Here is a 24,858-nt window from a genome sequence, read left to right on the forward strand (position 1 = left end):
GAGTTTGAGCGACTATGACCAAAGCTACCAAGACTTTATCTGCGTCGTCTCAGCCTTCAGCATAGAGCGTGGAGAGGTCGTCGCCTTATCCCCGATGCGCAATGGTCAAACGAGTGAAGTCGCGGTGGTTGAGGAGCTGCTCAAACAGCTTGAGTTAACGGATGTGTGTATCAGTCTTGACGCCTTACACACGAAAAAAAACCGTTGAGGCCATCTTGGCCAGTGGTAACGACTACTTAATTACGGTCAAGGGCAATCAGCCAAAGCTCCAGCAAGCCATCGCATCCGCATTTGAGCACTCCATTCCGACCCGGACCGTTTGTGAGCGCGACCGTTCCCATGGGCGGGACATCACTCGAACGATCAGCGTCCTGCCACCGCCGTCCGACATTGACCCAGCGTGGGTGGGTCTCCAGGCAATTATCAAAGTGGAGCGAGTCGGGTATCGTGGACAGACACCGTTTTCAGAAACTCTCTTTTACATGAGTTCTCGGATGGAGGATGCCCCAACCTTAGCCCACCGGGTCCGCCACCATTGGCATATTGAAAACCGATTACATTGGCCCAAAGATGCAGTCTTCAGAGAAGACTGGGTGCCGGTGTGTGATGGGCATGCCCTAACCAACTTTGGGATTCTCCGCACCGTAGCTATCAACCTCTTCCGAAGAAACGGATTCGACTCCATTACACACGGTATTCGAATGGTCGCACACGATATCGAAAAACTATTTTCCTTTTTTCAATAGATCAGCCCTGCTTTTCCACAGGGGGGTGTAGGGGCGGCGTCAGAGGTTGGTGGAGAAATGTCGCCACTTCAAGCTGAGATGACTCGTTTAAATCCTGTGTTGTCGAGGTCTGAGTTTTTTTAGGGCGATGGCAGTGATACTGCCATAAATCACACCACCCACTGCGCCGAAACAGAGTCCCCTGATCATTGAGGCCCAAGAAATATCCAAAATTAATCCTACGACAGATAAAGCACCATAAAAGACAATCGTTCCACCTAGGGTGAAACCAAGTAGACCCATTGTCCACCACAGTCGCCAATTCGGGGTGTACCGACGTACAACCAAAACTTGAGCAATTCCGACGGATATACCTATAGAAATTTCATGGCCGACAAGCAAGAGCCCCGACATCAATGTAGATGCCATGGACTCTGCAAAGGACGGGAAAAACTTCAACGCAATAGAAAGTACCCCTTGGCCAGTCATGATAAATAAAAGATTACTAAAAGCCGAAAGGGCCGATCCGACATAGGTCCCTAAACCTGTAGCGACCATCCAGTGCCAAACTTTTAACTGGATTAAACGCCGCCTGAGTACAGATGCCTGCATCCCTCCTAAAGCTAAACCCAATCCCCACCCAGCTGCGGACAGTCCGTTGCCCAAGGGCCCTACGAAACTGATTACAGAGATTGACAGCAACGACAGCATGAACCCTAGAACATTGGTCAGAACCCAAAGTCTTAAATAAGTCATTTGCATAGCTTTAGCTTCTGGCTGCGTGTAGTTAACCTTATTAGCGAGCGCCTGGACGCGACGATCCTGCTAGAGCTCCAAACCGCGATGACCTATTTCCTAATGCGCCTAAATAATTTGGGTTAACTAGGGCAGCTGCCGTGGCCTTCGCCGTGAGTAAACGAATCGAGGAGCAGTTCACCAACACTTGGCTCCCCCAAATAAGTAAAACCCCCTAGGTCGTGCCAAGGGGCGAGTGTCTTATGTGTTTCGTGCGAACTTAGAAAATATGCGAAACATAATAGAAATCAGGAAAATCAATTAAAATTCACCTATTTTTAGCCATTTTCTCAGCATTAAGTAAACAAGCTGGCAGAAGGGGTGCCAGAAGGCTTGAGTTAGGTCACTTTAAATACTGAGGGCAGACAGACTGCTCCTTCATGCTATCAGTAGCTTCCTATAACAAAGCAGCCCTCGGTGCCTTGCGTACCGGGAGTTTTTAACAAAAAAAATAAAACCCCTAGCAAAAGCCAGGGGTCGTGTGTCTTGAATAAAAGTCGTATCTAGTTACAAAGACGAACGTCACAGCAAAAGTTCCGTATAAATACCTTTGCCCAAAAGGTATAAGGCGCTATTTTTTTAAGAGAATACCTTAGTGGAAGCACCAAGTTGATATTTGCTGCCACTGGTCGCTTTGGTAGTCGGAGTTTTGGCGTTGGGGGGTGGGTGACTGGGCAATAGTAACACCCCCAGCAGCAAACCGGGGGTGTGGGTCATCATAATACTAGTAAAGACGCCCCCCACAGCCAGAGTTCCGGGGCAGCAGCTTTTGTAGACATTCGGCTAGGGCGCAGCCTTTACCCAGTCGGTACGCTGTAGAGGTCGAAGCTAAGCCTGATCCCCCTGGCGGTTGCGCTGGGGGTTTTTGTTTGGGGCTATTCTCACGACTTCCAGTGGTGATTACTGCAAAAGGTCATACGGTCGAGTAACATTTCCTATCCTGCCTAACAGTTAATCGTCGTGGGGATCGCCGAAGGCCGGATTCTGAAAAAGGTTTCATCGGTCAACGTAGCCCAAGACTGAGGGCGGCTCTTGCAGCTGCCTCAGCAGCTTGAGGGCTTGCTGGTAGTGGGTCCCTAAACCCAGGTAACGAAACTGTTGGGCGGACTGACTCAAATCTGCAATGACGGCCTGGGTATGGCCCATCTGCGTGGTTCACTTTGCTATATCAGATTAGGTCTCACTATCGACAATGCCATAGGCTAAATTTGGCCTAAACCCCACTTTTGTAAAGCAGCTACACCAATGAGAATTCCTGAGACTCATCTGTTCAACCGTGATGTGAGGAGAATGCCTACAGTGGTTGTATAGAGAAGGATACCAGGCCTTGTTTTAACCTCGACGGGTTGGCGAACACCTAATTAATGGGGGCCAAAGAGGTCAAATCAAGCATAGCTGATGTCAACTATATCTTGCGTAAAAATGCTGCTGGAATGTGTAGGTTATGAATAACCTCTCCCTCAAGAGAACTTAATGACGCTGCAAACTCTATTCACCTGGTTCGTTAACTACAGGTCTGTAATACTTTTGCTACTTTTCTTTGCGCCGTGGCTAGCTTTAGGACTCTGTGTAGCCATTCCAGGGCGGCGAGAGGAACCGTTTATTCTAAGTTTTAATCTCGGAATGGCCTGCTTTAGCCTACTATTGGCCATAGGGTACTTAATGTATGCTACTAGCTCTGGCGGCTGGGCCAGAGTCATTCAAGAAGCCGATATTTTGTTGATGTTGGCTCCCTGTTACTACGTGGGAGTATCCCTTTGGGTCACAAAACAGCGTTTACCGCTAGAGCAGGTTTCTACTTTTCGAGCTATCCAAAGTCTAGCCCTCATAGGAGTTGGATACCTGGGTATTGCTTGGTTCCTAAGCAAGATACGGTTCTTGATTTTTTCTTATGTGCCCTTTCAGTTTTTGGTAATCCTGTTGCTAGGGCTATTGGGAGTTATGTATTTTGGCTATCTCCGATTAACAGGGAAGGATACTAACCAATCAGATAGGCCTGATTTTCCTCGTGGCGATTCTGCTCAGTCAAATTCCTCCATTGATAAAGAGTTGGAGAGACTACGACGACAAATCAACAATCCGAATGAGTAATAACTATCATATCCGTCTCGGGCAGACCTTAGTGGAGACTTTTGGAGCCTTCAGGTCTGAAATGTCTGACCAAAGTCGGTAGGTGGGGCGATCGGTTACGACAAAGGTTGGTGGGGTAGTGAGCGCGTGATCGGTTCAGTGTGGGATGTTGAGGAAGTGCGGAGTTGTGATCTTGGGGGGCTGCTACTCATAGCAGCAAGTCCTTGATATAAAAACAGTAGCGTGTGCCCCCAGATCCCTGTGTCTGCTGCCAAACCGTAGGTAGCTACCCAGAGAAACCAGGGGCAGAGGAAAGACAGAATCTTCTAGAATCTAAAGATGTCGCGGACACGGCCAAACGTATCAAGCAGCTGGTTGACATCGCCCAGCATGTCGTCAAAGCTGACGCGATCACTGGCATCGGGCTGATGCGTATAGTCACCGGGCCTGGTCACAGCTCCAGAAGCTGAAGCCTGGGGCGTTGAGAAAACTACATCATAAGGAAAGTTGAGCCCTGCTTGGGATGCTCGGCCTAAGAAAGTGGTTACTGGAATGCCATAGTTAAACCCGGTTTTTTGCGCTAGCACCTGGGCCGTTTCTACGGATACATTTAGCCGCTGAGCCACCACCCTGGCATCTTCAGTGGTGCCAATGCCGTGGATGGCCACCAAGCGGCCCGCATCATCCAGCACCTGGCCGCCCGACATGCCGCTGCGGGTGATGTTGGTGTAGCCCACTTGATACCCTTCTACAGGCTGATCCAGCACAGTAGAAATGCTGCCGCTGGTGAACTGGCGGGTCAACCCACCAGTCGGGTCGCCATCGCCCGGCCAACCCGACAAATACACCGCTTGACCTGGTGAAAGCTGATAGGTTGCAATCGTAATCGGCTCGTAGTTGCCCTGGCATTCAAAATTGACTACAGCCAGATCTTCGTTCGCAAAAGCCTGCACATTGGTGACTCGATGCAGGTTCCTATCAGAGGTTCTAACTACAAATTGGGCATCCGGTACATCAACTACATGGGCGTTGGTAACACCAACACAGGTGTTACCGTCTCTGGCAATCAGTGAGCCAGAGCCATGGCCCATGGCCTGACCGTCATTGTCAAGGCCCACAATCAATAGTGTGGTGCGCTGAGAGATTTCGTTGATGTCGGGGCCAGATTTGACGGTGTCGCTGACACTGGCCTGGCTCGGTGCCGACGCAGCAAATAGGAGCGCCGCAGAGAACAGAACTGGCAGGGTAGCTTGTTTCATAGGTGAAGATTTTAAGATAGATAGATAGACCACTCAAGCAATAGGAGCAACCGTTGATCAAAGGGCTGGGCTAGATCAAGACTGCTGGAGCAATGACCTGATTAAGACTTACGCAGCAGCAATTTGAATATCAGGGTTTCTAAACTGTTGAACCAGATGGCAGAAGCTAAGTTCCTAACAATTACAGTTTTGGCCCTCACCACTCAACAACATCAGCAATTGGCCTCTTACCTCGATCATGCTGAACACCGAAACCATATCCCTTGTCGTAATCAGCTACCTCAGGGTGGGCCGCAAAGTCAGCCTTGATAGTGCCATGACGGGAACCGACAGATATCTAACGTTGGCCTCAGACAGCCGATACATCTGCCCTAACTCTTTGCCTTTGTTGTAACCCTGAATAGCCTCAATCGCTTGCCTTCATGCTCGGTCAGACCTTAGTGGAGATTTTGGAGACTTCAGGGCTGACATATCCGACTAAGGTTGGAGGTGGGGCGAGCTGGTGGTAGAAGTTGGTTGGGTAAGGAATGGCTGTTGGATTTGTTTAAAGGTAGGTATTAGGGAGCACAAACATAATTGCTTCGACCCACAACAATGACTTTTCTTTGAGTGTGCCAGTTGCCTCAAGGCTGGATGCTGTCCACCTCATTCTCTTATCGGGGGTGTTAGACTGAAATATTTCCACCTAATCTACTAAATCCGGGGATTAGGCAGAAAGTTTCCTCTCAATAATGAGTTAGGCGCACATGCCAGACCATCTAATCCGCCGGGCGATCGTCAACGATGCTGCCACGTTAAGCGATCTCGATCACATCGCCTGCGGCAATTCCAATCGAAGGGACTTCATCCGCAACGCGGTGGAAAGCGATCGCGCTTGGGTGGTCGAAATTTCCGGTGAGATTATTGGCTACGGAGTCATCTCCCATGGGTTCTTTGGCCGCTCATTCATTGATCTCATCTACCTTGCAGAACCCCATCGCTCATCCGGGCACGGACCCAAATTGATAGCGTTTCTCGAAAGCCAATCGCAATCGAGCGATCTATTCACCTCGACCAACGAATCCAACTCGCACATGCAACATGTCCTTGAGAAACTGGGTTACGAACGGTCAGGAGTCATCCATAATCTTGATCCAGACGATCCAGAGATCGTGTATGTCAAACGTTCGGTGCGCGCCTAACCACTCGTTGGAGCTTCAACTCCTCTACCCACACCCCTACTTCGTTTCTAGAGCTTTGGTCGGCTGACGGCGGATTTGCCAGTTGTGAATTTGTTAAGGGATATTCCCCACCTGAGTAGTTACGTCTCGGTTTAATGTGTGGATAGAACAATAGGCTAAACGAAACTAAAGACACTGAATTCTTGAGGTGATGGTGAATGGACGTTCTCAAACATTTCGTCGAAGATTTTGAAGCGACTATCGGCTTATTTGCCTATTCGCTGAAGGTTTGTTTTGAAGCTATTTCCATTGGCACCATTCTATTTGGGTTGATCACGAGTGGGCGACTTGCGTTCTTACTCTTACGACGTCCCAACACCTATCACTACACCAGAGTCCGTGCCCGCTTTGGGCGAGCCCTGGCTCTGGCTTTAGAATTTCAATTAGCAGCCGATATTTTAGCGACAGCGGTATTCCCATCCTTTGAGTCATTGGGCCAATTAGCGATCCTTGCGGTGATCCGAACGGGCCTCAACTTCTTCCTCACCCGAGAACTAGAAGAATTACACCGGTTGGAAGAAGCTGTGCTAGTGAGATCTTCAGCTGATAACTTAAGTACAAGTTCTGAGAAGTTAAGTACAAGTTAAGTAAGGACAGGGCATCAGGATAAAACACCTTTATTGGGTAAACCTCTTGCATCATTTGTCTTACCTGCTAAGGGAACCACCGAGGCTTACCTTAGCAGGCCGCAGGAGCGCCACCACCACCGTCCTAGCAGGCTCCTGGAATTCCTCTGGTTCTTCAGAGAATTAATCGCTGACCATGTTCACCGGTTAATTCCAAGATCACAGATCTCAGAGTGGTTGTCTTTTCCGCGGCGGGAATGTCCCTTGAAAATAAATCATTACATTATTGTGTATACACGGTAGAACGGACGGGGGGGCTAATCGTCGGAGCCAGTTCTCAGAAACCGCTTAAATATTGATGTATTGCTTCATCTCCCAGTCAGTGACTTGAGAACAGAATGCACTCCATTCTGTCTGTTTAAACTCCAAGAATGTCTTTGCTCCCAGCTCTCCTAATGTCTCCATCAGCAACTTGTTTTGCTTCAAGGCTTCCAGCGCCTCATATAGATTGGTGGGCAATGTTTCTAAATCAGGAAATTCAGAGCCACGAGTAAATAGATTTTCATCAATACGTTTGCCTGGAGCAGTTTTGTTTTTAATCCCATCTATCCCTGCAATGAGTAACCCCGCCAGAGCGAGATACAGGTTGGCAGACCCATCAATTAAGCGGCACTCAAATCGCCCTGGTTCTGGGATACGCAACATATGGGAGCGATTGTTACCTCCATAGGAAATATAGCGCGGGGACCAGGTGCTACCGGATGCGGTCATACTTGCGCCTATGCGTTGATAAGAGTTAACAGTTGGGGCAAATAGAGCCGTTAATCCTTTGGCATGATTGAGTACACCGCCAAGAAAGTTATAACCCACAGGAGATAGCCCTCCCGCATCTGCGCCCGCTTCAAAGCTGTTGGTTGTACCTTGCCACAGGCTGTTGTGAACGTGACCACCGCTGCCGGTAATGTGGCTAAATGGTTTAGGCATAAAGGTGGCTGTGTATCCACGCTGTTCGGCCAGGGTCTTAACCATGTACTTGAAGAATACGTGGCGATCGCACGTTGTGCGAGCATCACTGTAGGTCCAGTTAAGTTCAAACTGGCCGTTAGCATCTTCATGATCGCACTGATAAGGCCCCCAGCCAAGCTGTTCCATATAGTCCACCAGTGTGGAGATCAAATCAAACTGGCGCATTAAATTAATCTGGTCATAGCAGGGACGTTCTGCAATATCCAAATCGTCAGCGATCGCATATCCTGATTCTGTTTTCTTCAGCAAAAAGAACTCAGCTTCCACACCCGCCTTGTAGGTATAACCCAGCCGGGTACACTGAGCTAGCACCCGATTGAGGATCATACGTGGAGCCGCAGGAAAAGGCTTACCCTCAAAATAAACATCACTCGCCACCCACCCAACCGTGGGCTCCCAAGGCAGCTGGATTAAAGAATCTGGATCAGGAACAGCAGCAATTTCAGGCGCATCAGGCCCTAATCCCAAGTTAGATGCAAATGAACAAAAGAATACCCCATCTTGCTCCACCGACGAAATTTTAGCAGCAGGCACCAGCTTGGCTCTAAGACCTCCCAGTAGATCAGTATAGGAAACCAGGAAAAATTTAATCCCAAGCTCTTTCGCCTTTTCAACCAGTGTTTTACTCTGCGTGAGTGTTCCTACCATAGTCTGAGGAGCCCATAGCGTGCGATCTTAGTAAAACAGTGTGGATGAGATGCTTTTGTAGTTGTGGCTACCGTCTGCCAATGGGTATTGATTAATTAATCTTTTCAGAATTGTGATATTTCTGGTGAGAGCGATAACAATTAAAGCAGCATATTTTAGAACGCGTATTCGTCAGCTTTCAAACAGTTTTACCCATGAGATATTGTTAATATCAGCCAGAAAACTTGATCAAAGATTTTTTCGGGCTAAGATTGCAATGCAAATCCTCGTTATTCAGAACAGCATTCGAGACCCCATCGCTATTTTAGGAGAGCATTTGGTCAGTAACGGTGCTGAACTGGTAAATTGGCTACCAGAACAGCAACCAAACCAGCCCCAGGGAGATTTTAAAGGACTGATTATTCTGGGAGGGTATATGAACGCCCATGAGGATGATAAGTATCCTCACTTAAAACATATTGTTGAGCTAATTCACCAGTTTCATACTGAGAACAAACCCATTATGGGCATATGTTTGGGTGCTCAGCTGATTGCTCGGGCGTTTGGATCACAGGTATATCCCCATAGCAAACCAGAGCTAGGGTTCTCTCCTGTGAAAGTAATTGAGCCTCTAGCTACAGAGCCCTGGTTACAGAACTGTCCTGCAGATTTACATATTATGCAGTGGCACTTTGATACATTTGATTTACCTGGGCAATCGACATTGCTGATGACCAATGATATTTGTAAGCATCAGGCCTATCGCATTGGCACCAATATCTATGGATTTCAATTTCATCTAGAAGTAACGCCCGACATTATTAACGATTGGCTCACGGCAAAAAGTGATTGGATTAATGCCCACTATCCCAATTTAGATGGGCAGGTTCAAGACCAAATCAACGCCCATGCTGATGGTGCAGCCACGTTTGCTCAACAGGTTGCTCAACATTGGCTGACCCTATTTCCAGATTCTGTTCCTAAGCAAACAATTTTGCCAGGTTAGAAACCAGACATCACACTAGGCACAGCCCCTACAAGCGTTTCCTATCATCCCTAATCGCCCCTACTCCCCTGTTTAACCAACAAGACTCTCGTTTAAACAGGGAATGGTGCAGATTCGGAAGAGAATTGTGTTGCTTGAAACCAAATGGATGGTTTAACTGCGATCGCAAAACCATCCGCTCTACGCCTATGGCTTCATCGCCACACGTTTAGTCAAAATGGCCATGACCTCATGTAGAGCAAACTGACTATTAACTGACTATTAGATGTTGGATACCATTGAAAGGCTGAAATGCTTTAGACGAGCAAATTCCCTGACTTGATCAAGTAAGCGTAGTAGCTTTGATTTTGCCATCGTATATGACGTATAACTCCTGTATGGAGTTACTTATCTGTCAAATCTGACGTATAAGTACCCCATTCACCATACTTAACTGTCAGATCTGACGCTGAATATATAGTTATGTCGAAGTAGATAGGGCTGTGAAAAGCATCCTCACTTTTCCATTAATCATTGTTAGATGTACTTACCATTAAGTTCTGCAGAACCATGCCTGAACAATTAAAATTGCGCGCTCTAGAGAAGATGGACTTAGAATTTGTTCATAAATTAAACAATAATCGAAATATAATGACTTATTGGTTTGAGGAGCCGTATGAATCATTCGATGAATTGGAAGACTTATACAAAAAGCATGTTCATGACAATACAGAAAGACGCTTCATTGCTGAAGATAGCGACGGAAACTCGATAGGCCTTATAGAATTACTTGAAATTGACTACATCCATAGAACATCAGAGTTCGCAATAATCATCTCACCAGACTATCAAGGCAAAGGGTTTGCTAGACCCCTGATTGCACTAGCCTTAGATTACGCATTTTCTATTTTAAACCTCAATAAAGTATATCTTCTTGTTGCAGTGGAAAATGAAAAAGCAATTCATCTCTATAGTGAATCGGGATTTATTGAAGAAGGTCGTTTAATCCAAGAAGTTTTTACAGGTGGAAAATATCGGGATGTTATACGGATGTATATCTTGCAAGACACATTCTTTAGTGCCCGGTAGTGCAACCCAGCATGTTGAACACTCCGGTTCAACATGCTGGGTTGCAAATGGATTCGTTGCCATTCGCATCCGGTTAACACAAACATTATTCCGCTAGCGTTACGCGGTGGCTTTAAATACCTAGCAAGAATTACCACTTATGGAGCTTGAAATTTTCAAGGCATCGAAACAAGATAAAACAATTCTGAAACGTATGCTAGAGCTTTATCAGCATGATATCTCTCCATTTTCTAATGCTGATTTGAATGTTCATGGTGAATTTGGTTATACCTATTTGGATCACTATTGGGTTGAAGATAGACGATATCCCTACCTCGCTAGGTTTACCGGTAAGTTTGTCGGCTTTGTACTGGTCAACACTCATAACTATTTGCCTAAAAGTCAGTACAGCATAGCCGAGTTCTTTGTGATGAAGCGCTACCGTCGTCAGGGAATTGGAAAGACACTAGCCATACATATCTTTGAGCAACATCCTGGGGTGTGGGAAGTACGACAACTACCCGGTCATAGCGAAGCAATCGTTTTCTGGAGAAATACTATCAACGACTACTCGGCAGGAATCTTTCAAGAAATAGCTGATGGATACAGAGATTGGAGAGGTTCTATTTTCAGTTTTGATAACTCTAAAAGTTGAAGGCAAGATTGAACTAAAAGAAGGAAGCTTAATCGCATTTTATGATTCGTGTTGAAATTGAAGCAGTCCATGATGATTGGGAGGGTTTCCGGATTTGGATTCGGAGCCACGATCCAACCAAGGGTATGCTGATTGCACGATTTCAGCCAGCATTACTGTATTGCTCATCTGATGAGTCTAATCGTATCGCGGAAATACAGCCCGCAAATCAGACACTTGGTTTTCCACACGTTTTCTGGATTGTAGATAATTCGGAGTTGGTTTCCATCTTTCATCGCCAGTCATGTGGATTGCACACGCATAGCAATATTCGTCACTTTGCGTTTTTATCTTGTAATCAGTGCGTTGATGTTATTGCCTACGAGCTCCCCACATTTTCAGGCGATGTAAGCAACCAAAATGATAGATCGTGAGCAAAATTGATAAGTTGCAAGCTAGGGTTACGTCAAGTGTATCTGTGCTGTCAATCTCTCAGGCAACGACAGCTACGTTTACTGATCTTTATTTTCAGCACACATTTTTGTTTTTCATTCAGGTTGGTAGCAAAAAGGTATTGTGTCCGATCAATGGTGAACTGATCGGGCATGCTGAAGATGTGATGATATTTCCTCCTGGGTCTATGGTAACGATGGAGAACCGGCCCGTGCTTGGCGATGATTATCGGGCTACTGGCGTTTGCTTTCCACGTCATATGATAGAAACGGTGTTCTCTAACAGAAAATCAAAGTCTGAATCAGCTGGCATTCAAATCTTGCCAGCTTCTACTGGCGAGTCTTGCCAAATATTAAATACTATTCAGGCCACGCTGGACGACACAGCAATACCAGAGCCAATAAGACAGCACCGACTGCTGGAACCCTTGATCTGGTTAAAATATAATGATATTCATCTCTCACCTCATGAAGAAGAGAAACCACTCAGTAAGGTGAGAAGACTGATTGAAACAGATTTAAGCCATCCTTGGCGGTCCAGTGAAGTGGCCAATCATTTTGCTATAAGTGAGGCAACCATGAGACGTTGGTTAACAAAATCTGGGCAAGGGTTTTCCAAAATACTGCAGAATACAAGACTTGAACACGGGCTTAGCCTTTTGCAGTCAACAGACATGCCAATTTCAGAAATTGCATTTGATTGTGGATTTAAAACGCCATCCCACTTTTCGGATTCGTTCAAGAAGCGATTTGGGATCAAGCCAAGTGAGATACGCAAGGTAGAAGATTGAGCATTTTTCGATATTTTCTGCCTGATTGGTGGAAGTAGAGTAAAGCTGTCCTTGCTAAATTCAGAGTGTAGACAATACTCGACTAGGACCACAAACAATGCTTAATAAGTTTATTGCCATTGGCTTGTTGCTCACTACAATGCTCGCATCTTCTGCATCTGCACAGGAATTTAACTTGACGAGTGCAACAGTCTCCGAAGGTGAAATGTTGACAAACGCCCACGTTTTTGAGGGCTTTGGCTGCGAAGGTGAAAACGAGTCGCCACAATTGTCATGGACCGGCGCACCGGAAGGCACAAAAAGCTTCGCCATCAATGTATATGATCCAGATGCGCCAACTGGATCAGGCTGGTGGCACTGGAATGTCGTTAATCTCCCAGTCTCCACAAACTCTATTGCTCAGGATGCGAGTGTCAATAACAACCTACCTGGTGAGGCGATTGAAATTCGCAATGACTACGGTACCATTGGATTTGGTGGTGCTTGTCCCCCTCCAGGTGAAGTTCATCGTTACATCTTTACGGTGTATGCGCTGGGTACGGAACGCTTGGAGCTGCCTGAAAATCCCAGCAATGCGCTTGTCGGTTTCATGATTCGGGCAAATATGCTCGACAGTGCCAGTATCACAGCAGTTTATCACCGATAATATTAGCTAATAGTAACCATTATCCCCCCAGCCTCTCACGAGAGGTTCAGGGGGCATAACTGCTTTAACGGGCAATTAAAGGGCATCTGTGCAATTTTTTAGATTAACTGTTGCCGCTGCACTCTACCGTTAGACTGCTGAAATTCTTTGTGAGGACAGTAACCTAGAGATAATTGATTGGGCGATTAAGTTCAGGCAAGAGAATTAAAGCATACGTACTAGTTAGGCTATCCATGCTTTTGAGAGAGGCAACTCATGACGATATACCTGCAATTGCACGAGTTCATGTAGATGCTTGGAGAACTACTTATCGAGGAATTTTCCCGGATGAACTCTTGCAGAATATGACTTACCAGAGACGCGAGAATGGTTGGCTTAGAGTTTTTGATGGTGCTCTAGGAGATGATATCTTCACCTACGTTGTTGAGAATCAACTAGGTCAGATTATTGGCTTTGCTAATGGTGGTTTAGAGCGCGAAGGTAATTCGGTCTATCCAGGTGAATTATTCGCGATCTATATTCTGGAAGCCTATCAGAGGCAGGGAATTGGATGTGAGTTAATGCAAGCGGTAGCCTACAAACTAGCTCAAATGAACATTCATACAATGTTGGTATGGGTTCTAGAAGATAATCCAGCATGTAGGTTTTATGAGGCAATTGGTGGACAAAGAGTGTATCAAAAAGATATTGAGAGGGGTGGCGCTATATTTACTGAAGTTGCATATGGTTGGACAGATACATCCAGGGTTTGCTGTTAGTCACGCCAGTGTTCTTTGCCATGTGTAAATTGGGAGCAGCTCCCTAAATTTTGTCCGGTGTGCTATGGGCGCATACCTAGACGTCATTGCTTTGTTTCCCAGGTATTTAAGGCTATTCCATTGGTAGGTTAAGGTTTTGATTAATCAGTGCATTGGCAAGCGCGATCGCATTTGCCGCTCTTTCGAGATATCTGCAGCCGAGGAAGCAGATCAAACGGTACAAGCGAAACGCATTGCATCACTCAAGTGCGATCGCTAGCACCCCGATGGATTTTTCCTAGCCAATTGATAACCTAACCAGAAACTAGCATTAACCTGATATACCCACCGACTTAAGATTCCCATGCAACGCTGACGCTTTGAAGGATAAACATTTTTCCAAAATGTAGAGTTTCTCCTTCGCTGTTTGTTTTTGTGGAGATCTACTCGAGATATGGCATTAGCAAATTTAGTCGGGTTTGCCTCTCTACCAGCCGATACCTTGGCCGAAGGCCCACCATCTGGTGCAGATGACGGCTCCATTGACGCAGTTTTACGCATTAACCCAATTACAGCCAATGGTCGGATAGGTCCCTTTGATGGCCAACCCATTCAGGGATTTAGTGGGGTGCAGTTTGCACCCGGTAGCGACGGCAATACCTTCTGGTTTCTCTCTGACAACGGATTTGGCTCACAGTCAAATAGTACGGACTATCTGCTACGGCTATATCAAGTCGATCCGAACTTTAGCGGGACTGAAGCTGGCGATGGCAGCGTTGAGGTGCAAGGATTTGTCCAACTGTCTGACCCGAATAATCTGATTCCCTTCGACATTGTGAATGAAGGGAGTTCTGAGCGGCTGTTGACTGGCGGTGACTTTGATATCGAGTCGTTTGTGGTCACTCCCAACGGCGACATCTGGGTGGGGGAAGAGTTTGGCCCGTTTCTGTTGCGCTTCGACAGTAACGGCGTGCTCCAAGCAGCCCCAATCGCTACGCCCAGTTTTGTTGAACTCAATACACTCAATGGTCAAGAACCGCTAGTGATCGCTCACCGGGGGGCCAGCGGCGACTTCCCTGAGCATACGTTGGAGGCCTATCAGGCGGCGATCGCAACCGGGGCCGACTTTATTGAACCGGATTTGGCCATCACCAGCGATGGGGTGTTAATTGCCCGTCACGAGCCCACCCTGGCCCAGGTGGAACTGGATGAGAATGGAGAAATTCGCCTAGATGCAGACGGTAATCCCATTGTTAAACAAGACAGCACCCTGACCACCAACATTGCCGACCTGCCTCAGTTTGCCGATCGGCTGACAGTTAAGAATCTGGATGGAGTGCCTACCGGCGGTTGGTTTGCCGAAGACTTTACCTTTGCCGAACTAGAAGAAAGCGTACGAGCGCGACAGTCTCGCGATTTTCGCGACCAGTCATTTAATGATCTATTCAAAATCCCCAGTCTGGAGCAGGTAATCGAGCTGGTGCAGCAGGTGGAGGCCGAAACCGGCGTTAAAGTCGGCATCTATCCCGAAACCAAGCACCCGACCTTTTTTGACCAGCAGGGACTTGCTCTAGAGGAGCCCCTCATCCAAACCCTATTGGATACCGGCTTTACTGACCCGAACCGGATTTTTATCCAATCCTTTGAGTTCCAAAACCTGATTGAGCTCCAGGGCCAGCTGGAAGCGGCGGGTCTCGGCAATGTGCCCCTGGTGCAGCTTTACGGCAATACCACAGACAGTGCCAATCCCGCATCGGGCTTTTCGGTCCCCTTCGACATTCGCTTCAATGTGGCCGCCGGAAACGACCTGGAAGCCATTTACGGAGCGGAATTTTTGGCAGCAGTAGAAACCCCGCTCTCCACAGATACGATTTACAGCGACCTGGACAGCGCTGCATTTTTGCAGGTTATCAGTGACCTGTATGCCGAGGGAGCCGGACCTTGGAAAAACAACATTCTACTGCGGGAACGCCTGGAAACTCCGGTAGACGGCAATGGCGATGGCGTGGCCGAAATCACCACCCAGCTCACCGGAGAAGTCACTTCCTTTTTGGCTGATGCCCATGCCGCCGGGTTGCAGGTGCATCCCTACACTGTGCGGGATGAAGAGCGCTTCTTGACGCTGAATCCCGACGGTACACCCCAGACGCCAGAGGATGAAGTGGCCCAGCTAATTCAATTAGGATTCGACGGATTCTTTACTGACTTTACGCGCACTGCCGATGGGGTACGGGATCGACTGGTGGCCGATGCGGTGCGATCGCCCCAAAATCCTGACTTCGACTTTAACAGCTTGAACGGCCAACGGCCCCTGGTCATTGCCCACCGAGGGGCCAGTGGCGACTTTCCCGAGCATACACTAGAAGCCTATCGGGCCGCCATTTATCAGGGTGCTGACTTTATCGAACCGGATCTAGCAATTACCAGCGACGGTGTGTTGATTGCCCGCCACGAGCCCACCCTGGCCCAGGTGGAACTGGATGAGAATGGCGACATTGTGCGGGATGCGACTGGCAATCCGGTGGTGCTGCAAAACACCACGCTGACCACCAACATTGCCGACCTGCCAGAATTTGCCGATCGGCTCACAGTTAAGAATCTGGATGGTGCCCTGGTGGGGGGCTGGTTTGCTGAAGACTTCACCCTGGCAGAAATCAAGACGATGCGGGCGGTGCAGTCTCGCGATAGCCGCAGCGATGCCTTTGATGGCCTGTTTGAAATTCCCACCCTGGCAGAAGTGATTGAGCTGGTGCAGGAACTCAGCCCCATCGTCGGTCGCGATATTGGCATCTATCCCGAAACCAAGCATCCTACCTTCTTTGATGAGCAGGGATTATCGCTGGAAGCTCCCCTGGTGCAAACCTTGGTGGATACGGAATTTACCGATCGCGATCGCATCTTCATCCAGTCCTTTGAAATTGCCAACCTGCTCGAATTGCGATCGCTGCTAGAAGAAGCTGGCATTGGCAACATTCCCCTAGTGCAGCTTTTTGGTGATACCAACGGCAGCTTTATCAACAGCGGCGGCGGCGGCTTCTCAGTGCCCTTTGACCTGGTCGCCAATGCAGATCTGTCCGACGACGAGAAAGCTACCATCTACGGCGACCTGCTACCCTTCCTGGACTTTGCAAATCCGGGCTATGACGCACTGGCCAACGCCGCAGCCATTACCCAAATTAGCGCCTACGCCGATGGCATTGGCCCCTGGAAAAACAACATCCTCATTCGGGAGCCGCTCACCACACCCGTGGACGGCAACGGTGACGGCGTGGCTGAAATCACCACCCAGCTCACCGGAGAAGTCGTGCCGCTCATCGACTTTGCCCACCAGGCAGGACTACAAATTCATCCCTACACCCTACGGGATGAAGAAAACTTCCTCACCCTGACCCCTGAAGGCACTCCCCAAACAACCGGCGAAGAGTTTCTGCAGCTCTTCGAACTGGGCGTTGATGGCGTCTTTACAGACTTCCCGCGTACCGGCAGCACGGTATTAGAGGGGTTGATTCCTGACTCAGTAGAAGCAGCCAACCTGGCGAGCAGCCGCGGCTATGAAGGGATGGCCTTTAGCCCCGATGGCACCACCCTTTATCCCATGCTGGAAGGCACCGTATTTGGTGACCCCGCAGGGTCCGTGCGGATCTATGAGGTGGATGTGGCCACGAGCGAATTCACCGACCTGGTTGGCTTCTACCAGCTGGATGTGCCCAACCATGCCATCGGCGACCTTACCCCCATCAACGACAATGAATTTTTGGTGATTGAACGCGACGGTCGCCAGGGAGAAGCGGCAGAATTCAAAAAGATCTTTAAGATCGATTTCTCCGACGTTGACGACGCGGGTTTTGTCGCCAAAGAAGAAGTGGTGGATCTGCTAAACATCAACGATCCTAATGATTTAAATGGAGACGGTGAAACCACCTTCTCGTTTCCCTTTGTCACCATTGAGGACGTGTTGGTCTTGGATGAGACCACTATTTTGGTCGCTAATGACAACAACTATCCCTTCTCCATCGGACGAGACTTTAGCGGCGAGGCAATCGACAACAACGAGATTATTCAACTGGAACTGGCCACACCGCTGAATCTAGACGATCGCTTGGGTGTAGCTGGCCAGACATCGGGGCCTGCGGTAGCCGAGTTGATTGATCTAACCGGGATAGATGGAGAGGTCACTGTCAATGTGACAGCCACCCGTGAGGCTAATTTCGACAACGTGCTGAAGTTCTATGAAACCGATGCTGCTGGTACCGTTGCCGGTCTACGGCCCAATGAAGCGGGATATGAGCAAGCAGTTGCGGCCAACTTACTGGATGCGGAATTGTTTGTTGGCAATTTGACCTCGATTGATGCCAGTCTGTCTCTGATGGGCGGGACTTACTATGCTCCGGCACTGCTGATTGAAGGCGATGTTAACAATCTAGCGACAATTGCGGATGCCACTCTAGGCAGTAGCCGGATTCAACGAGAAGGCAATGTTTGGGGGTTTGAAGACCTCACAGACAATGACTTCAATGATTTTGTGCTCACGCTCAACTCGGTTGAACCTGTGATTGCATAGTATCTGTCCCCAGCGGCGACCAGGCTGGGCCAATGATGGCGGCAAATGTCTCGTCAGGTGAGCGGTCGTCGGCTGAGGACACCCTAACTCAACAAATGTGAATTTGGCCCCCTCCTGCTAGCGAATGGAGGGGGCTTTAGCTTTGGTCTCCAAACGTAGAGTTGTTAAACCGTTGCCGCGTTTGAAAGCTGCAGCTAAACAACTACAGATAATAGGGGATCGCCAGGCCAGTTGCGATCGCACAATCTGACAATTTCACCACTCTGGCTATCAAAAATCACCGCTCCTAACTGCAACGGCCCCGGTGCCAGGTCAAAATCTACGGGAGCATCCGGTTGTTTTTCCTTAGATAGAAAATATCGATTTCCCATGCCTAACACTCCACCTGTCGCGCCATTCATACCCACATCAGCCACAAAAAATGTTCCCTGAGGAAGACGATAGAGATTTAACGTCGGTTCGTGGGTGTGGGTGCCTACAATAGCCGTCACCTGACCATCTAGAATACGGGCCAGAGACCATTTTTCAATGGGAGTATTGGCATGGTAATCGATAATAATTAAGCTGTTTTCTGGAAATGTTTGAGCCTGAAAATAGTCAAACGGTTGCTGGGTTTGGTAGCGCTTCCCAGCGGCAGTATCGCCAATCAGGTTAACAACGGTGACTAGTTCCCCGTTCACCTCCAGGGTGATATGCCCACGTCCGGGTAAATCATTGGTCACGTTGCCGGGGCGCACTATTTTCGGATGAGCCATTACAGCATCGGTATTCGGCGCATCCCAGGAGTGATTCCCCCCGGTCAGCACATCTACCCCTGCCTCGGTTAAGCGAGTGACCACATCTAGAGAGATACCGAACCCGCTCCAGAGATCCTCCGGATGACTAACAATGGCATTTTCCATATTGGCAATAACTAAATCAATGGAGTGCTCTTGTCGCCAGCGAGGGATATCGGTGACTAATTGGTCAACTGCCTGTTCACCAACAATATCACCAAAAAATAATACACGCATTTTCAGACAATATAAGAAAAGGAGAAGCCACATGGACGACATCTCAGGTGAGGAGACAATCTGGCTTCCCCTGAAGAGTAAGAGTATATGAGAGTAAGAAAGAATAGATATCTCCCTGTGTGTGAGACATCTATTCTAAAGGAACGCTTACTTCACTAGGTCCTGAGCCTGATCAGCCGCATTGGTGATCGCCGCTTCAGGGGTCTCCTTACCGGAAACAACTGCCTGTAATGACTCCTTGATGGTGTCAATAATCTTCAAGTTGTTCTCACCGGGGAAGGAGTACCAGCGGAAGATGTAAGGAATCTGATCAATCGACGCCTGGTAGTTGGGGTTAGCCTCGTAGAATGCTTCGTCAACGGCTTCTTTGTGCATGGGCATGTAGCCAGTGCCGTTCACCATAATGTTGTTACCAATGGGACCAGCGGCAAACATGGCATACTCATAAGCGGCTTTGGCTGCTGCGGGGTCATCGGTAATGATCACAGCGGCATTACCACCGGTAGGTAGACGACGTTCGCCACCTTCATCCGTGGGGAAGAGGGCAGTCTTGAGGGTGAAATTAGACTTCTCCTGTAGGTTAGCCAGGGAGGAGGTGGAGCTAAAGTAAAACCCTACTTTGCCACTGACAAAGGATTCAATGCCCTGCTCACGACTCCAGTCCTGCATCACCCCTTCATCCACAAAGCTACGGAGCAGCTGAGCGGCTTCTATACCAGTTTCGCCACCGAAGGTGATGTTGCTTTCACTATCATCCATCATGCTGCTGCCCTTGGAGTACACCAGGGCTTGATAGGCCCAGTTACCCGTAATCAGGTAGTCATACCACATGCCAGTGACGTCACCACCCAAAGCCTGAACTTTCTTAGCTGCTTCGATGACCTCAGGCCAGGTTTGGGGAGGATTCTCAGGATCAAGACCAGCCTGCTCAAACAGCTCCACGTTGTAGTACATGATGGGAGTAGACACGGCAAAGGGAATGGCATACTGCTTGCTGTCAAATTCTCCCAAGGCCATCATATTTTCGTAGAGACCGCCGTCGGTCCAACGGGAATCTGCTGCCACAAACTCACTCAGGTCACTGGCATGGCCTGCATCTACAAACTGACGCACCTGGTTAATGCCCTGGAAAGAAATGGTGGGAGCCTGTCGCTGGGTAATGCCCACCAGGGTACGCTGGGCCAGTTCTTCGTAGTTCGACAGGGGGGCCTGGAGGTCGATGTCGATATTGGGATTCTCGGCCTCAAACTTTTCGATCGTCTCCCTGTGTACATTGGTAAATAGATCACCGTAGGAATAGGCCAGGGTGATGGTAACGGGTTCTTGACTATCAACGGCGGCTGTGTCAGGGGAGGCGGTATTCTCGGAGGTAGTAGTAGTACCGCTGCAGCCAACAGCTAACAGCATCAGTGTGGCGAGAGCACCACGGGTTAAGGTTTTTGCTAATGGTAGAGTCATAATCAGGATTCCTTACAACAAATTATTCGGAGATTATGCAGGAACTCAAAAAACAGAGAAAACACAAAGGCAAAGACGCCAGATATCAGGCATTAGAGTAGAGATACTCCTAAGACCAGGTATCAACTTAATCCGGAAAATGTTGGCTGGGTGAGGTGTCGGGTATCGGGTGTCCGAAGACCTGTTGACTGGCATCTAGCAGATTTTTACTTAATGCCAGTCATGGTAATGCCTTCAATAAACCGACGACGGGCAACTAGAAACGCAATGGTGAGGGGTGCCACAATTAGGGTGGCGGCGGCCATCATTGCCCCCACGTTGTCGCCACTGTCCCCACCCTCAAAAAAGGTAATACCTAGGGGAGGGGTAGCCTTTTCCCAGTCATAAATCACCAGCAATGGCCAGAACAAATCGTTCCAGTGGACCACGATGGAGAAAATGCCAAAGGCTGCCAGGGTAGGTAAGGAGAGCGGTACAATCAGGCTCCAGAGAATGTACAATTCATTGGCCCCATCTACCCGAGCCGCGTCAATCAGATCTTGGGGAAAGGCTTTGAAGCTCTGGCGGAAGAGAAAAATGCCAAAGGCGCTGGTGGTAAAGGGCAAAATCAACGCCCAGGTAGTATTAATTAATCCCAATCTTCCCATCAACAAGTATACCGGAATGGCGGTCACCTGGGGAGGAATCAGCAGCACCCCCAACACAATGGCAAACAGCATCCCCTTCAAGCGAAAATCTTTACGAGCCAGAACATAAGCCGCTGGAATGGTCGTGAGATATTGAAACAGTAAAATCCCCAGGGTAACAATGGCCCCGTTGACAATAAACAAGCCTACATGGGCATCAAAAAAGGCTTCAGTGTAGTTGGCCCAATCCCACTGCTGGGGGAATAGCCTGATCTGAGCGTTATAAATTTCGTTCTCTGGCTTGACCGACAGGCTCAGCATCCAGATAAAGGGGGTGAGCATAACTACCCCACCAATGGCCAAAATAAAATGTAGGAAGAGTTCGCGCGTTTTCATCAGAGGCTCCCTAACGGTAGTGGACGTATTTTTCAAATACCCGCATCTGATACATGGTCAGCAGCAGCATGATGGCTAAGAACAGTGTTGCGATCGCAGACGCTAAACCTGTCCTAAAAAACTCAAACCCTTCACTGTAGAGGGTATATAGCAAAATCTCACTGGCGTTGTTGGGACCACCTTGGGTCAGCACCTTCACCGTGTCAAAAATCTGAGATGACTTGATGATGGTGATAATAAAAATAAACAAACTGGTGGGACCTAACATCGGCCAGGTAACGTGGCAAAACTTATCCCAAGGAGAGCGGGCACCGTCAATCAGCGCCGCTTCGTACAGATCTTTGGGCACATTTAACAACCCGGCAATAAACAGCACCGTGTAGTAACCCACCAACTGCCAGATGGAGATAAAACCAATGGTGTAAAGCACCACGCTCTGGTCATTGAGCCAGTTAATGGGGGTGAGACCAAACAGTTTGAACAGCTGGGCCACCATGCCAAACTGGGGGTGCAAAATCCAGGACCATACCTGGGCCATGGCCACCAGCGTCGTGGTTACGGGCAAAAAGTACACCGTTTGCCAGAAGCCTTGAAAGCGATTTAACCCATTGATGGCCAGGGCCAGGGCCAGGGCCAGGAAGAATGACACTGGGACGACAAACAGGTCTAACTTGAGAGTGTTGATCAAACTCTTACGATAGACCTCATCGGTAAACAGTTCTTTGTAGTTTTCTAATCCAATGAGTTCAATGGAAGATGCTCCCAACTGCCAGTCGGTAAAGCTAATGGCAATGGTGGTCAGGGCAGGCACCACAAAGAACACCAGCAATAAAAAAAAGGCAGGTAACAGATACAGGGGGTGAATTAGCCAGGGAGTGCGATCTCGACTCTTAACACGAGTGCCTACGCGATCGCGACCAGGAGCAACCAGGGTCATACCCGCACCTCCTCTAGCACAGCTGTCGTAGCTTGGTGAAGACGGAACCCATCCTGGTTAAATAGCAACGCCTGGGACCAGTCGGGCTGCAGATGCACAGTATCGCCTATGTGCAGTAGACGACCCACCGTAGCCGCCACCCGAGCCACTAATTTCGTCGACTTTGTCGTATCACCCCCCCTATTTTCCACTTCACCGATGGGATGAACAATGACTAGAAACTCATTACCCAGATTTTCCAGGATGTGAATACGGCCAGTAAAGGCATCTCGGGCCTGAGTGGGCAACAACCTCAGGGCTTCAGGCCGTAAACAAAGAGAAAGAGCCTCGCGCACCGGCACCGGAACACCATCAATGTGTTCCGGTACCCCCTGTAGATGATTTCCAAAGCCATGCAGCTCGCCAGTAGTTGAAGACTGCACCGCCAGGGTATTAATTTTGGGATTGCCAATAAACTCAGCCACGAACAGATTGGCAGGGTCATCGTACAGCTCACTGGGGGCACCAATCTGTTGAATACGACTCTCATGCATCAACACCACCCGGTCCGACATAGTCATGGCTTCACTTTGGTCGTGGGTGACATAGATAAACGTGCCCCCCAGCCGCCGCCGTAGTTCAATAATCTCCGCTCGCATATCGGCCCGCAGCTTGGCATCCAGGTTAGACAGAGGCTCATCCATTAGGAACAATTGGGGCGATCGCACCATGGCCCTAGCCAGAGCAACCCGCTGGCGCTGGCCTCCAGACAGTTGCCCCGGCTTACGTTTTAATAGCTCCCCCAGGTGCATCAGGTCAGCCGTTTGGGGCACCCGTTCCTGTAGATGGGCTTCCAGAGTTCTACGGGCCTTGAATAGGTGACTTATAATGGGAATGCGTGTGAACCAGGGGGCCTGCATCCTGAGGGGAAACGCAATGTTTTCAAACACGCTCTTGTGGGGATACAGTGCGTAGGACTGGAACACCATGGCAATATTGCGTTGGGCCGGGTCCAGTTCGTTGACGGTCTGCCCAGCGATTACTACATCACCCTCACTGGCGGTTTCTAGACCAGCAATAATTCGCAATAACGTGGTTTTACCACAGCCCGATGGTCCTACCAGGGAGACAAATTCACCGTCTTCAACAGTGAGATAAATGTTGCTCAGGGCTTGACTAACACCGAAGTATTTAGAAATTTCCTTTAATTCAAGATTTGCCATCGTTCAGAAGGGGGGGCGATCCGTAGATGCTATTACCTAGACAAAGACCAAACATCGATGTATAGATGTTTAGACAAATATGCTTAGATGCTAGGCTTCAATCATTCAATTCATATGAAGATAACTTTAAGTTCGGATTAAGCTATAAATGCTTGAAGCAACCGATCATTCTCCAATGTCTAGTCATTTAATCTACAGAGCATTAGGATTGCTAAAGCATATCTATTGATTTTGGACTGGAACGCATTCTGAATATGACAAACTACTGAAACAAGTATGATGATGCCGCCTAACCCTACGCAGGAGCGGATGGAATTCGTTAGGCCGACGGGACAGGTACTCGTGATCATCATCGAAAAGATACTCAGAGGTTTTGCTCATGAGAGTTGCAGTTTCAGGAACGCATTGCTCTGGCAAGTCCACACTTATAGATCACTTCTTATTGGAGGCAAGAGGTTCCATAGAGGAGTGTTTTCTACAAATCGAAAACCTACTAAAATTACCGTCATGGGAGGGCAGAGACCAGTGATAATGCAGCGCAGTCTAAATAATTCGTCTGGAGCGGACTGCCGAAAGATCTTGATTCATTGCACAGGTTATTTGCAGCTGCGCAAGCGCACCGTTAGCCCCCATAACCAAACAGACAAAATTGGAGAAAAAGAATGCTATCAGAAAAACAAAAAGATGCAGTACTTAAGGCAGTTAATGAGGCAAGTAAAAAGTGGAAAACAGCATTCAATACTGGAGATGCCTCTGGTTGTGCCGCACAATATGAAGAAAATGCAATTATGCATGCCCGGCCCTTCGGTACTTTTACCGGAACGGTTGAAATAGAAGGTTTTTGGAAAAAGCTAATCGAAGATGGATATTCAAATGTTGATTACATTGAACCCAATATAGAGGTTATTGATAAAAAAAGTGCCCTATTGAAGTCTGGCTGGAAAATGAATAAAGCTAAAGGCATAATTCATAAAGAGCTTTGGGTATTACAGTCTGATGGCACGGCAAAATTACGTGAAGATGATTTTGAGGCTCAGGGCTAACAAGACGCTTAAGAGGGACCG

The 24,858-nt window shown here is 48.3% G+C and carries 24 protein-coding genes; 14 read left to right on the plus strand and 10 right to left on the minus strand.

The window, feature by feature from the left end; translation table 11 throughout:
• Both N836_RS76725 and N836_RS63385 read left to right on the plus strand, forming a co-directional pair.
• The coding region (locus N836_RS76725; protein WP_023071856.1) for a hypothetical protein at positions 1 to 208 on the plus strand (208 nt) is incomplete at its 5' end.
• Complete coding sequence (locus tag N836_RS63385; RefSeq protein WP_051394543.1) at positions 162 to 746, plus strand: ISAs1 family transposase; 585 nt, start codon at positions 162 to 164, stop codon at positions 744 to 746. The genes N836_RS76725 and N836_RS63385, both read left to right, overlap by 47 nt.
• An 87-nt stretch (positions 747 to 833) precedes the next feature.
• Here the strand turns inward: N836_RS63385 and N836_RS63390 are convergent, their stop codons facing one another.
• The 3 genes from N836_RS63390 to N836_RS76735 form a co-directional block, all read right to left on the minus strand.
• Complete coding sequence (locus N836_RS63390) at positions 834 to 1,487, minus strand: hypothetical protein (protein WP_023075192.1); 654 nt, start codon at positions 1,485 to 1,487, stop codon at positions 834 to 836.
• A gap of 612 nt (positions 1,488 to 2,099) precedes the next feature.
• On the minus strand, positions 2,100 to 2,240 hold the full coding sequence (locus N836_RS76730; RefSeq protein ID WP_161635020.1) for a hypothetical protein: 141 nt from the start codon (positions 2,238 to 2,240) through the stop codon (positions 2,100 to 2,102).
• Positions 2,241 to 2,516: 276 nt separating this feature from the next.
• Entirely contained in the window at positions 2,517 to 2,666 is a 150-nt protein-coding gene (locus N836_RS76735) for a hypothetical protein (RefSeq protein ID WP_023075193.1), read from the minus strand.
• Positions 2,667 to 2,993: 327 nt separating this feature from the next.
• Between N836_RS76735 and N836_RS0139070 the strand changes: the two genes are divergently transcribed.
• Entirely contained in the window at positions 2,994 to 3,611 is a 618-nt protein-coding gene (locus N836_RS0139070; RefSeq protein WP_051394662.1) for a hypothetical protein, read from the plus strand.
• Positions 3,612 to 3,916: 305 nt separating this feature from the next.
• Here the strand turns inward: N836_RS0139070 and N836_RS63395 are convergent, their stop codons facing one another.
• On the minus strand, positions 3,917 to 4,849 hold the full coding sequence (locus N836_RS63395) for a S1 family peptidase (protein WP_023075195.1): 933 nt from the start codon (positions 4,847 to 4,849) through the stop codon (positions 3,917 to 3,919).
• Between the two features lie 746 nt (positions 4,850 to 5,595).
• On the opposite strand from N836_RS63395, the gene N836_RS63400 reads away from it, so the two are divergent.
• Both N836_RS63400 and N836_RS63405 read left to right on the plus strand, forming a co-directional pair.
• Positions 5,596 to 6,030: a GNAT family N-acetyltransferase gene (locus N836_RS63400; RefSeq protein ID WP_023075197.1), complete on the plus strand. Its 435-nt coding sequence runs from the start codon at positions 5,596 to 5,598 to the stop codon at positions 6,028 to 6,030.
• 197 nt (positions 6,031 to 6,227) lie between these two features.
• A complete protein-coding gene (locus N836_RS63405) occupies positions 6,228 to 6,656 on the plus strand; it encodes a DUF1622 domain-containing protein (protein ID WP_023075198.1) in 429 nt (142 codons plus the stop codon).
• A gap of 327 nt (positions 6,657 to 6,983) precedes the next feature.
• On the opposite strand, the gene glnT is transcribed toward N836_RS63405, so the two are convergent.
• Complete coding sequence (gene glnT / locus N836_RS63410; protein ID WP_023075199.1) at positions 6,984 to 8,309, minus strand: type III glutamate--ammonia ligase; 1,326 nt, start codon at positions 8,307 to 8,309, stop codon at positions 6,984 to 6,986.
• A gap of 256 nt (positions 8,310 to 8,565) precedes the next feature.
• On the opposite strand from glnT, the gene N836_RS63415 reads away from it, so the two are divergent.
• The 8 genes from N836_RS63415 to N836_RS63450 all read left to right on the plus strand — a co-directional run bounded on the left by N836_RS63415 (position 8,566) and on the right by N836_RS63450 (position 18,162).
• On the plus strand, positions 8,566 to 9,294 hold the full coding sequence (locus N836_RS63415; protein ID WP_023075200.1) for a type 1 glutamine amidotransferase: 729 nt from the start codon (positions 8,566 to 8,568) through the stop codon (positions 9,292 to 9,294).
• 549 nt (positions 9,295 to 9,843) lie between these two features.
• Complete coding sequence (gene speG, locus N836_RS63420) at positions 9,844 to 10,362, plus strand: spermidine N1-acetyltransferase (RefSeq protein ID WP_023075201.1); 519 nt, start codon at positions 9,844 to 9,846, stop codon at positions 10,360 to 10,362.
• 139 nt (positions 10,363 to 10,501) lie between these two features.
• Positions 10,502 to 10,996 (plus strand): GNAT family N-acetyltransferase, encoded by a 495-nt coding sequence (locus tag N836_RS63425; protein WP_023075202.1) that lies wholly within the window; start codon positions 10,502 to 10,504, stop codon positions 10,994 to 10,996.
• 409 nt (positions 10,997 to 11,405) lie between these two features.
• Positions 11,406 to 12,218, plus strand: coding sequence for a helix-turn-helix transcriptional regulator (locus N836_RS63435; protein WP_023075204.1), 813 nt, complete (start codon positions 11,406 to 11,408; stop codon positions 12,216 to 12,218).
• 97 nt (positions 12,219 to 12,315) lie between these two features.
• Positions 12,316 to 12,864 carry a YbhB/YbcL family Raf kinase inhibitor-like protein gene (locus N836_RS63440; RefSeq protein ID WP_023075205.1) on the plus strand — a complete coding sequence of 183 codons (549 nt, stop codon included), beginning with the start codon at positions 12,316 to 12,318 and terminating at the stop codon, positions 12,862 to 12,864.
• 233 nt (positions 12,865 to 13,097) lie between these two features.
• Complete coding sequence (locus N836_RS63445) at positions 13,098 to 13,622, plus strand: GNAT family N-acetyltransferase (protein ID WP_023075206.1); 525 nt, start codon at positions 13,098 to 13,100, stop codon at positions 13,620 to 13,622.
• Between the two features lie 136 nt (positions 13,623 to 13,758).
• Positions 13,759 to 13,881 (plus strand): hypothetical protein, encoded by a 123-nt coding sequence (locus N836_RS77945; RefSeq protein ID WP_268744326.1) that lies wholly within the window; start codon positions 13,759 to 13,761, stop codon positions 13,879 to 13,881.
• Positions 13,882 to 14,055: 174 nt separating this feature from the next.
• Positions 14,056 to 18,162 carry a glycerophosphodiester phosphodiesterase family protein gene (locus N836_RS63450; protein ID WP_023075207.1) on the plus strand — a complete coding sequence of 1,369 codons (4,107 nt, stop codon included), beginning with the start codon at positions 14,056 to 14,058 and terminating at the stop codon, positions 18,160 to 18,162.
• A gap of 194 nt (positions 18,163 to 18,356) precedes the next feature.
• On the opposite strand, the gene N836_RS0139075 is transcribed toward N836_RS63450, so the two are convergent.
• From N836_RS0139075 to N836_RS63470, 5 genes are all read right to left on the minus strand, one after another.
• Positions 18,357 to 19,175, minus strand: coding sequence for a YmdB family metallophosphoesterase (locus tag N836_RS0139075; protein ID WP_023075208.1), 819 nt, complete (start codon positions 19,173 to 19,175; stop codon positions 18,357 to 18,359).
• Positions 19,176 to 19,322: 147 nt separating this feature from the next.
• Positions 19,323 to 20,633: an ABC transporter substrate-binding protein gene (locus N836_RS63455; protein WP_023075209.1), complete on the minus strand. Its 1,311-nt coding sequence runs from the start codon at positions 20,631 to 20,633 to the stop codon at positions 19,323 to 19,325.
• A 206-nt stretch (positions 20,634 to 20,839) separates the two neighbouring features.
• Positions 20,840 to 21,655, minus strand: a complete 816-nt coding sequence (locus tag N836_RS63460) for a carbohydrate ABC transporter permease (RefSeq protein WP_023075210.1) — start codon at positions 21,653 to 21,655, stop codon at positions 20,840 to 20,842.
• A gap of 10 nt (positions 21,656 to 21,665) precedes the next feature.
• The gene (locus tag N836_RS63465) at positions 21,666 to 22,592 is read right to left on the minus strand and encodes a carbohydrate ABC transporter permease (protein ID WP_023075211.1); all 927 of its coding nucleotides are present in this window, start codon (positions 22,590 to 22,592) and stop codon (positions 21,666 to 21,668) included.
• The gene (locus tag N836_RS63470; protein ID WP_023075212.1) at positions 22,589 to 23,794 is read right to left on the minus strand and encodes an ABC transporter ATP-binding protein; all 1,206 of its coding nucleotides are present in this window, start codon (positions 23,792 to 23,794) and stop codon (positions 22,589 to 22,591) included. The genes N836_RS63465 and N836_RS63470 overlap by 4 nt, the downstream gene beginning before the upstream one ends.
• Positions 23,795 to 24,456: 662 nt before the next feature.
• On the opposite strand from N836_RS63470, the gene N836_RS63475 reads away from it, so the two are divergent.
• Entirely contained in the window at positions 24,457 to 24,837 is a 381-nt protein-coding gene (locus N836_RS63475; protein WP_023075144.1) for an isochorismatase, read from the plus strand.
• Positions 24,838 to 24,858: the final 21 nt, after the last annotated feature.

Source organism: Leptolyngbya sp. Heron Island J, assembly GCF_000482245.1.
Classification (GTDB): domain Bacteria; phylum Cyanobacteriota; class Cyanobacteriia; order Phormidesmidales; family Phormidesmidaceae; genus Leptothoe.

Bases quoted from the DNA above. Each gene is read 5' to 3' on its own strand.
- N836_RS63445 (WP_023075206.1), top strand. From the start codon at position 13,098: ATGCTTTTGAGAGAGGCAACTCATGACGATATACCTGCAATTGCACGA.
- N836_RS63465 (WP_023075211.1), bottom strand. From the start codon at position 22,592: ATGACCCTGGTTGCTCCTGGTCGCGATCGCGTAGGCACTCGTGTTAAG.
- N836_RS63440 (WP_023075205.1), top strand. From the start codon at position 12,316: ATGCTTAATAAGTTTATTGCCATTGGCTTGTTGCTCACTACAATGCTC.
- N836_RS63385 (WP_051394543.1), top strand. From the start codon at position 162: ATGTGTGTATCAGTCTTGACGCCTTACACACGAAAAAAAACCGTTGAG.
- N836_RS63390 (WP_023075192.1), bottom strand. From the start codon at position 1,487: ATGCAAATGACTTATTTAAGACTTTGGGTTCTGACCAATGTTCTAGGG.
- N836_RS63475 (WP_023075144.1), top strand. From the start codon at position 24,457: ATGCTATCAGAAAAACAAAAAGATGCAGTACTTAAGGCAGTTAATGAG.
- glnT (WP_023075199.1), bottom strand. From the start codon at position 8,309: ATGGTAGGAACACTCACGCAGAGTAAAACACTGGTTGAAAAGGCGAAA.
- N836_RS76735 (WP_023075193.1), bottom strand. From the start codon at position 2,666: ATGGGCCATACCCAGGCCGTCATTGCAGATTTGAGTCAGTCCGCCCAA.
- N836_RS0139075 (WP_023075208.1), bottom strand. From the start codon at position 19,175: ATGCGTGTATTATTTTTTGGTGATATTGTTGGTGAACAGGCAGTTGAC.
- N836_RS63405 (WP_023075198.1), top strand. From the start codon at position 6,228: ATGGACGTTCTCAAACATTTCGTCGAAGATTTTGAAGCGACTATCGGC.
- N836_RS63470 (WP_023075212.1), bottom strand. From the start codon at position 23,794: ATGGCAAATCTTGAATTAAAGGAAATTTCTAAATACTTCGGTGTTAGT.
- N836_RS63400 (WP_023075197.1), top strand. From the start codon at position 5,596: ATGCCAGACCATCTAATCCGCCGGGCGATCGTCAACGATGCTGCCACG.
- N836_RS63415 (WP_023075200.1), top strand. From the start codon at position 8,566: ATGCAAATCCTCGTTATTCAGAACAGCATTCGAGACCCCATCGCTATT.
- N836_RS63425 (WP_023075202.1), top strand. From the start codon at position 10,502: ATGGAGCTTGAAATTTTCAAGGCATCGAAACAAGATAAAACAATTCTG.
- N836_RS76730 (WP_161635020.1), bottom strand. From the start codon at position 2,240: ATGATGACCCACACCCCCGGTTTGCTGCTGGGGGTGTTACTATTGCCC.
- N836_RS63450 (WP_023075207.1), top strand. From the start codon at position 14,056: ATGGCATTAGCAAATTTAGTCGGGTTTGCCTCTCTACCAGCCGATACC.
- N836_RS63455 (WP_023075209.1), bottom strand. From the start codon at position 20,633: ATGACTCTACCATTAGCAAAAACCTTAACCCGTGGTGCTCTCGCCACA.
- N836_RS0139070 (WP_051394662.1), top strand. From the start codon at position 2,994: ATGACGCTGCAAACTCTATTCACCTGGTTCGTTAACTACAGGTCTGTA.
- N836_RS63395 (WP_023075195.1), bottom strand. From the start codon at position 4,849: ATGAAACAAGCTACCCTGCCAGTTCTGTTCTCTGCGGCGCTCCTATTT.
- N836_RS63460 (WP_023075210.1), bottom strand. From the start codon at position 21,655: ATGAAAACGCGCGAACTCTTCCTACATTTTATTTTGGCCATTGGTGGG.
- speG (WP_023075201.1), top strand. From the start codon at position 9,844: ATGCCTGAACAATTAAAATTGCGCGCTCTAGAGAAGATGGACTTAGAA.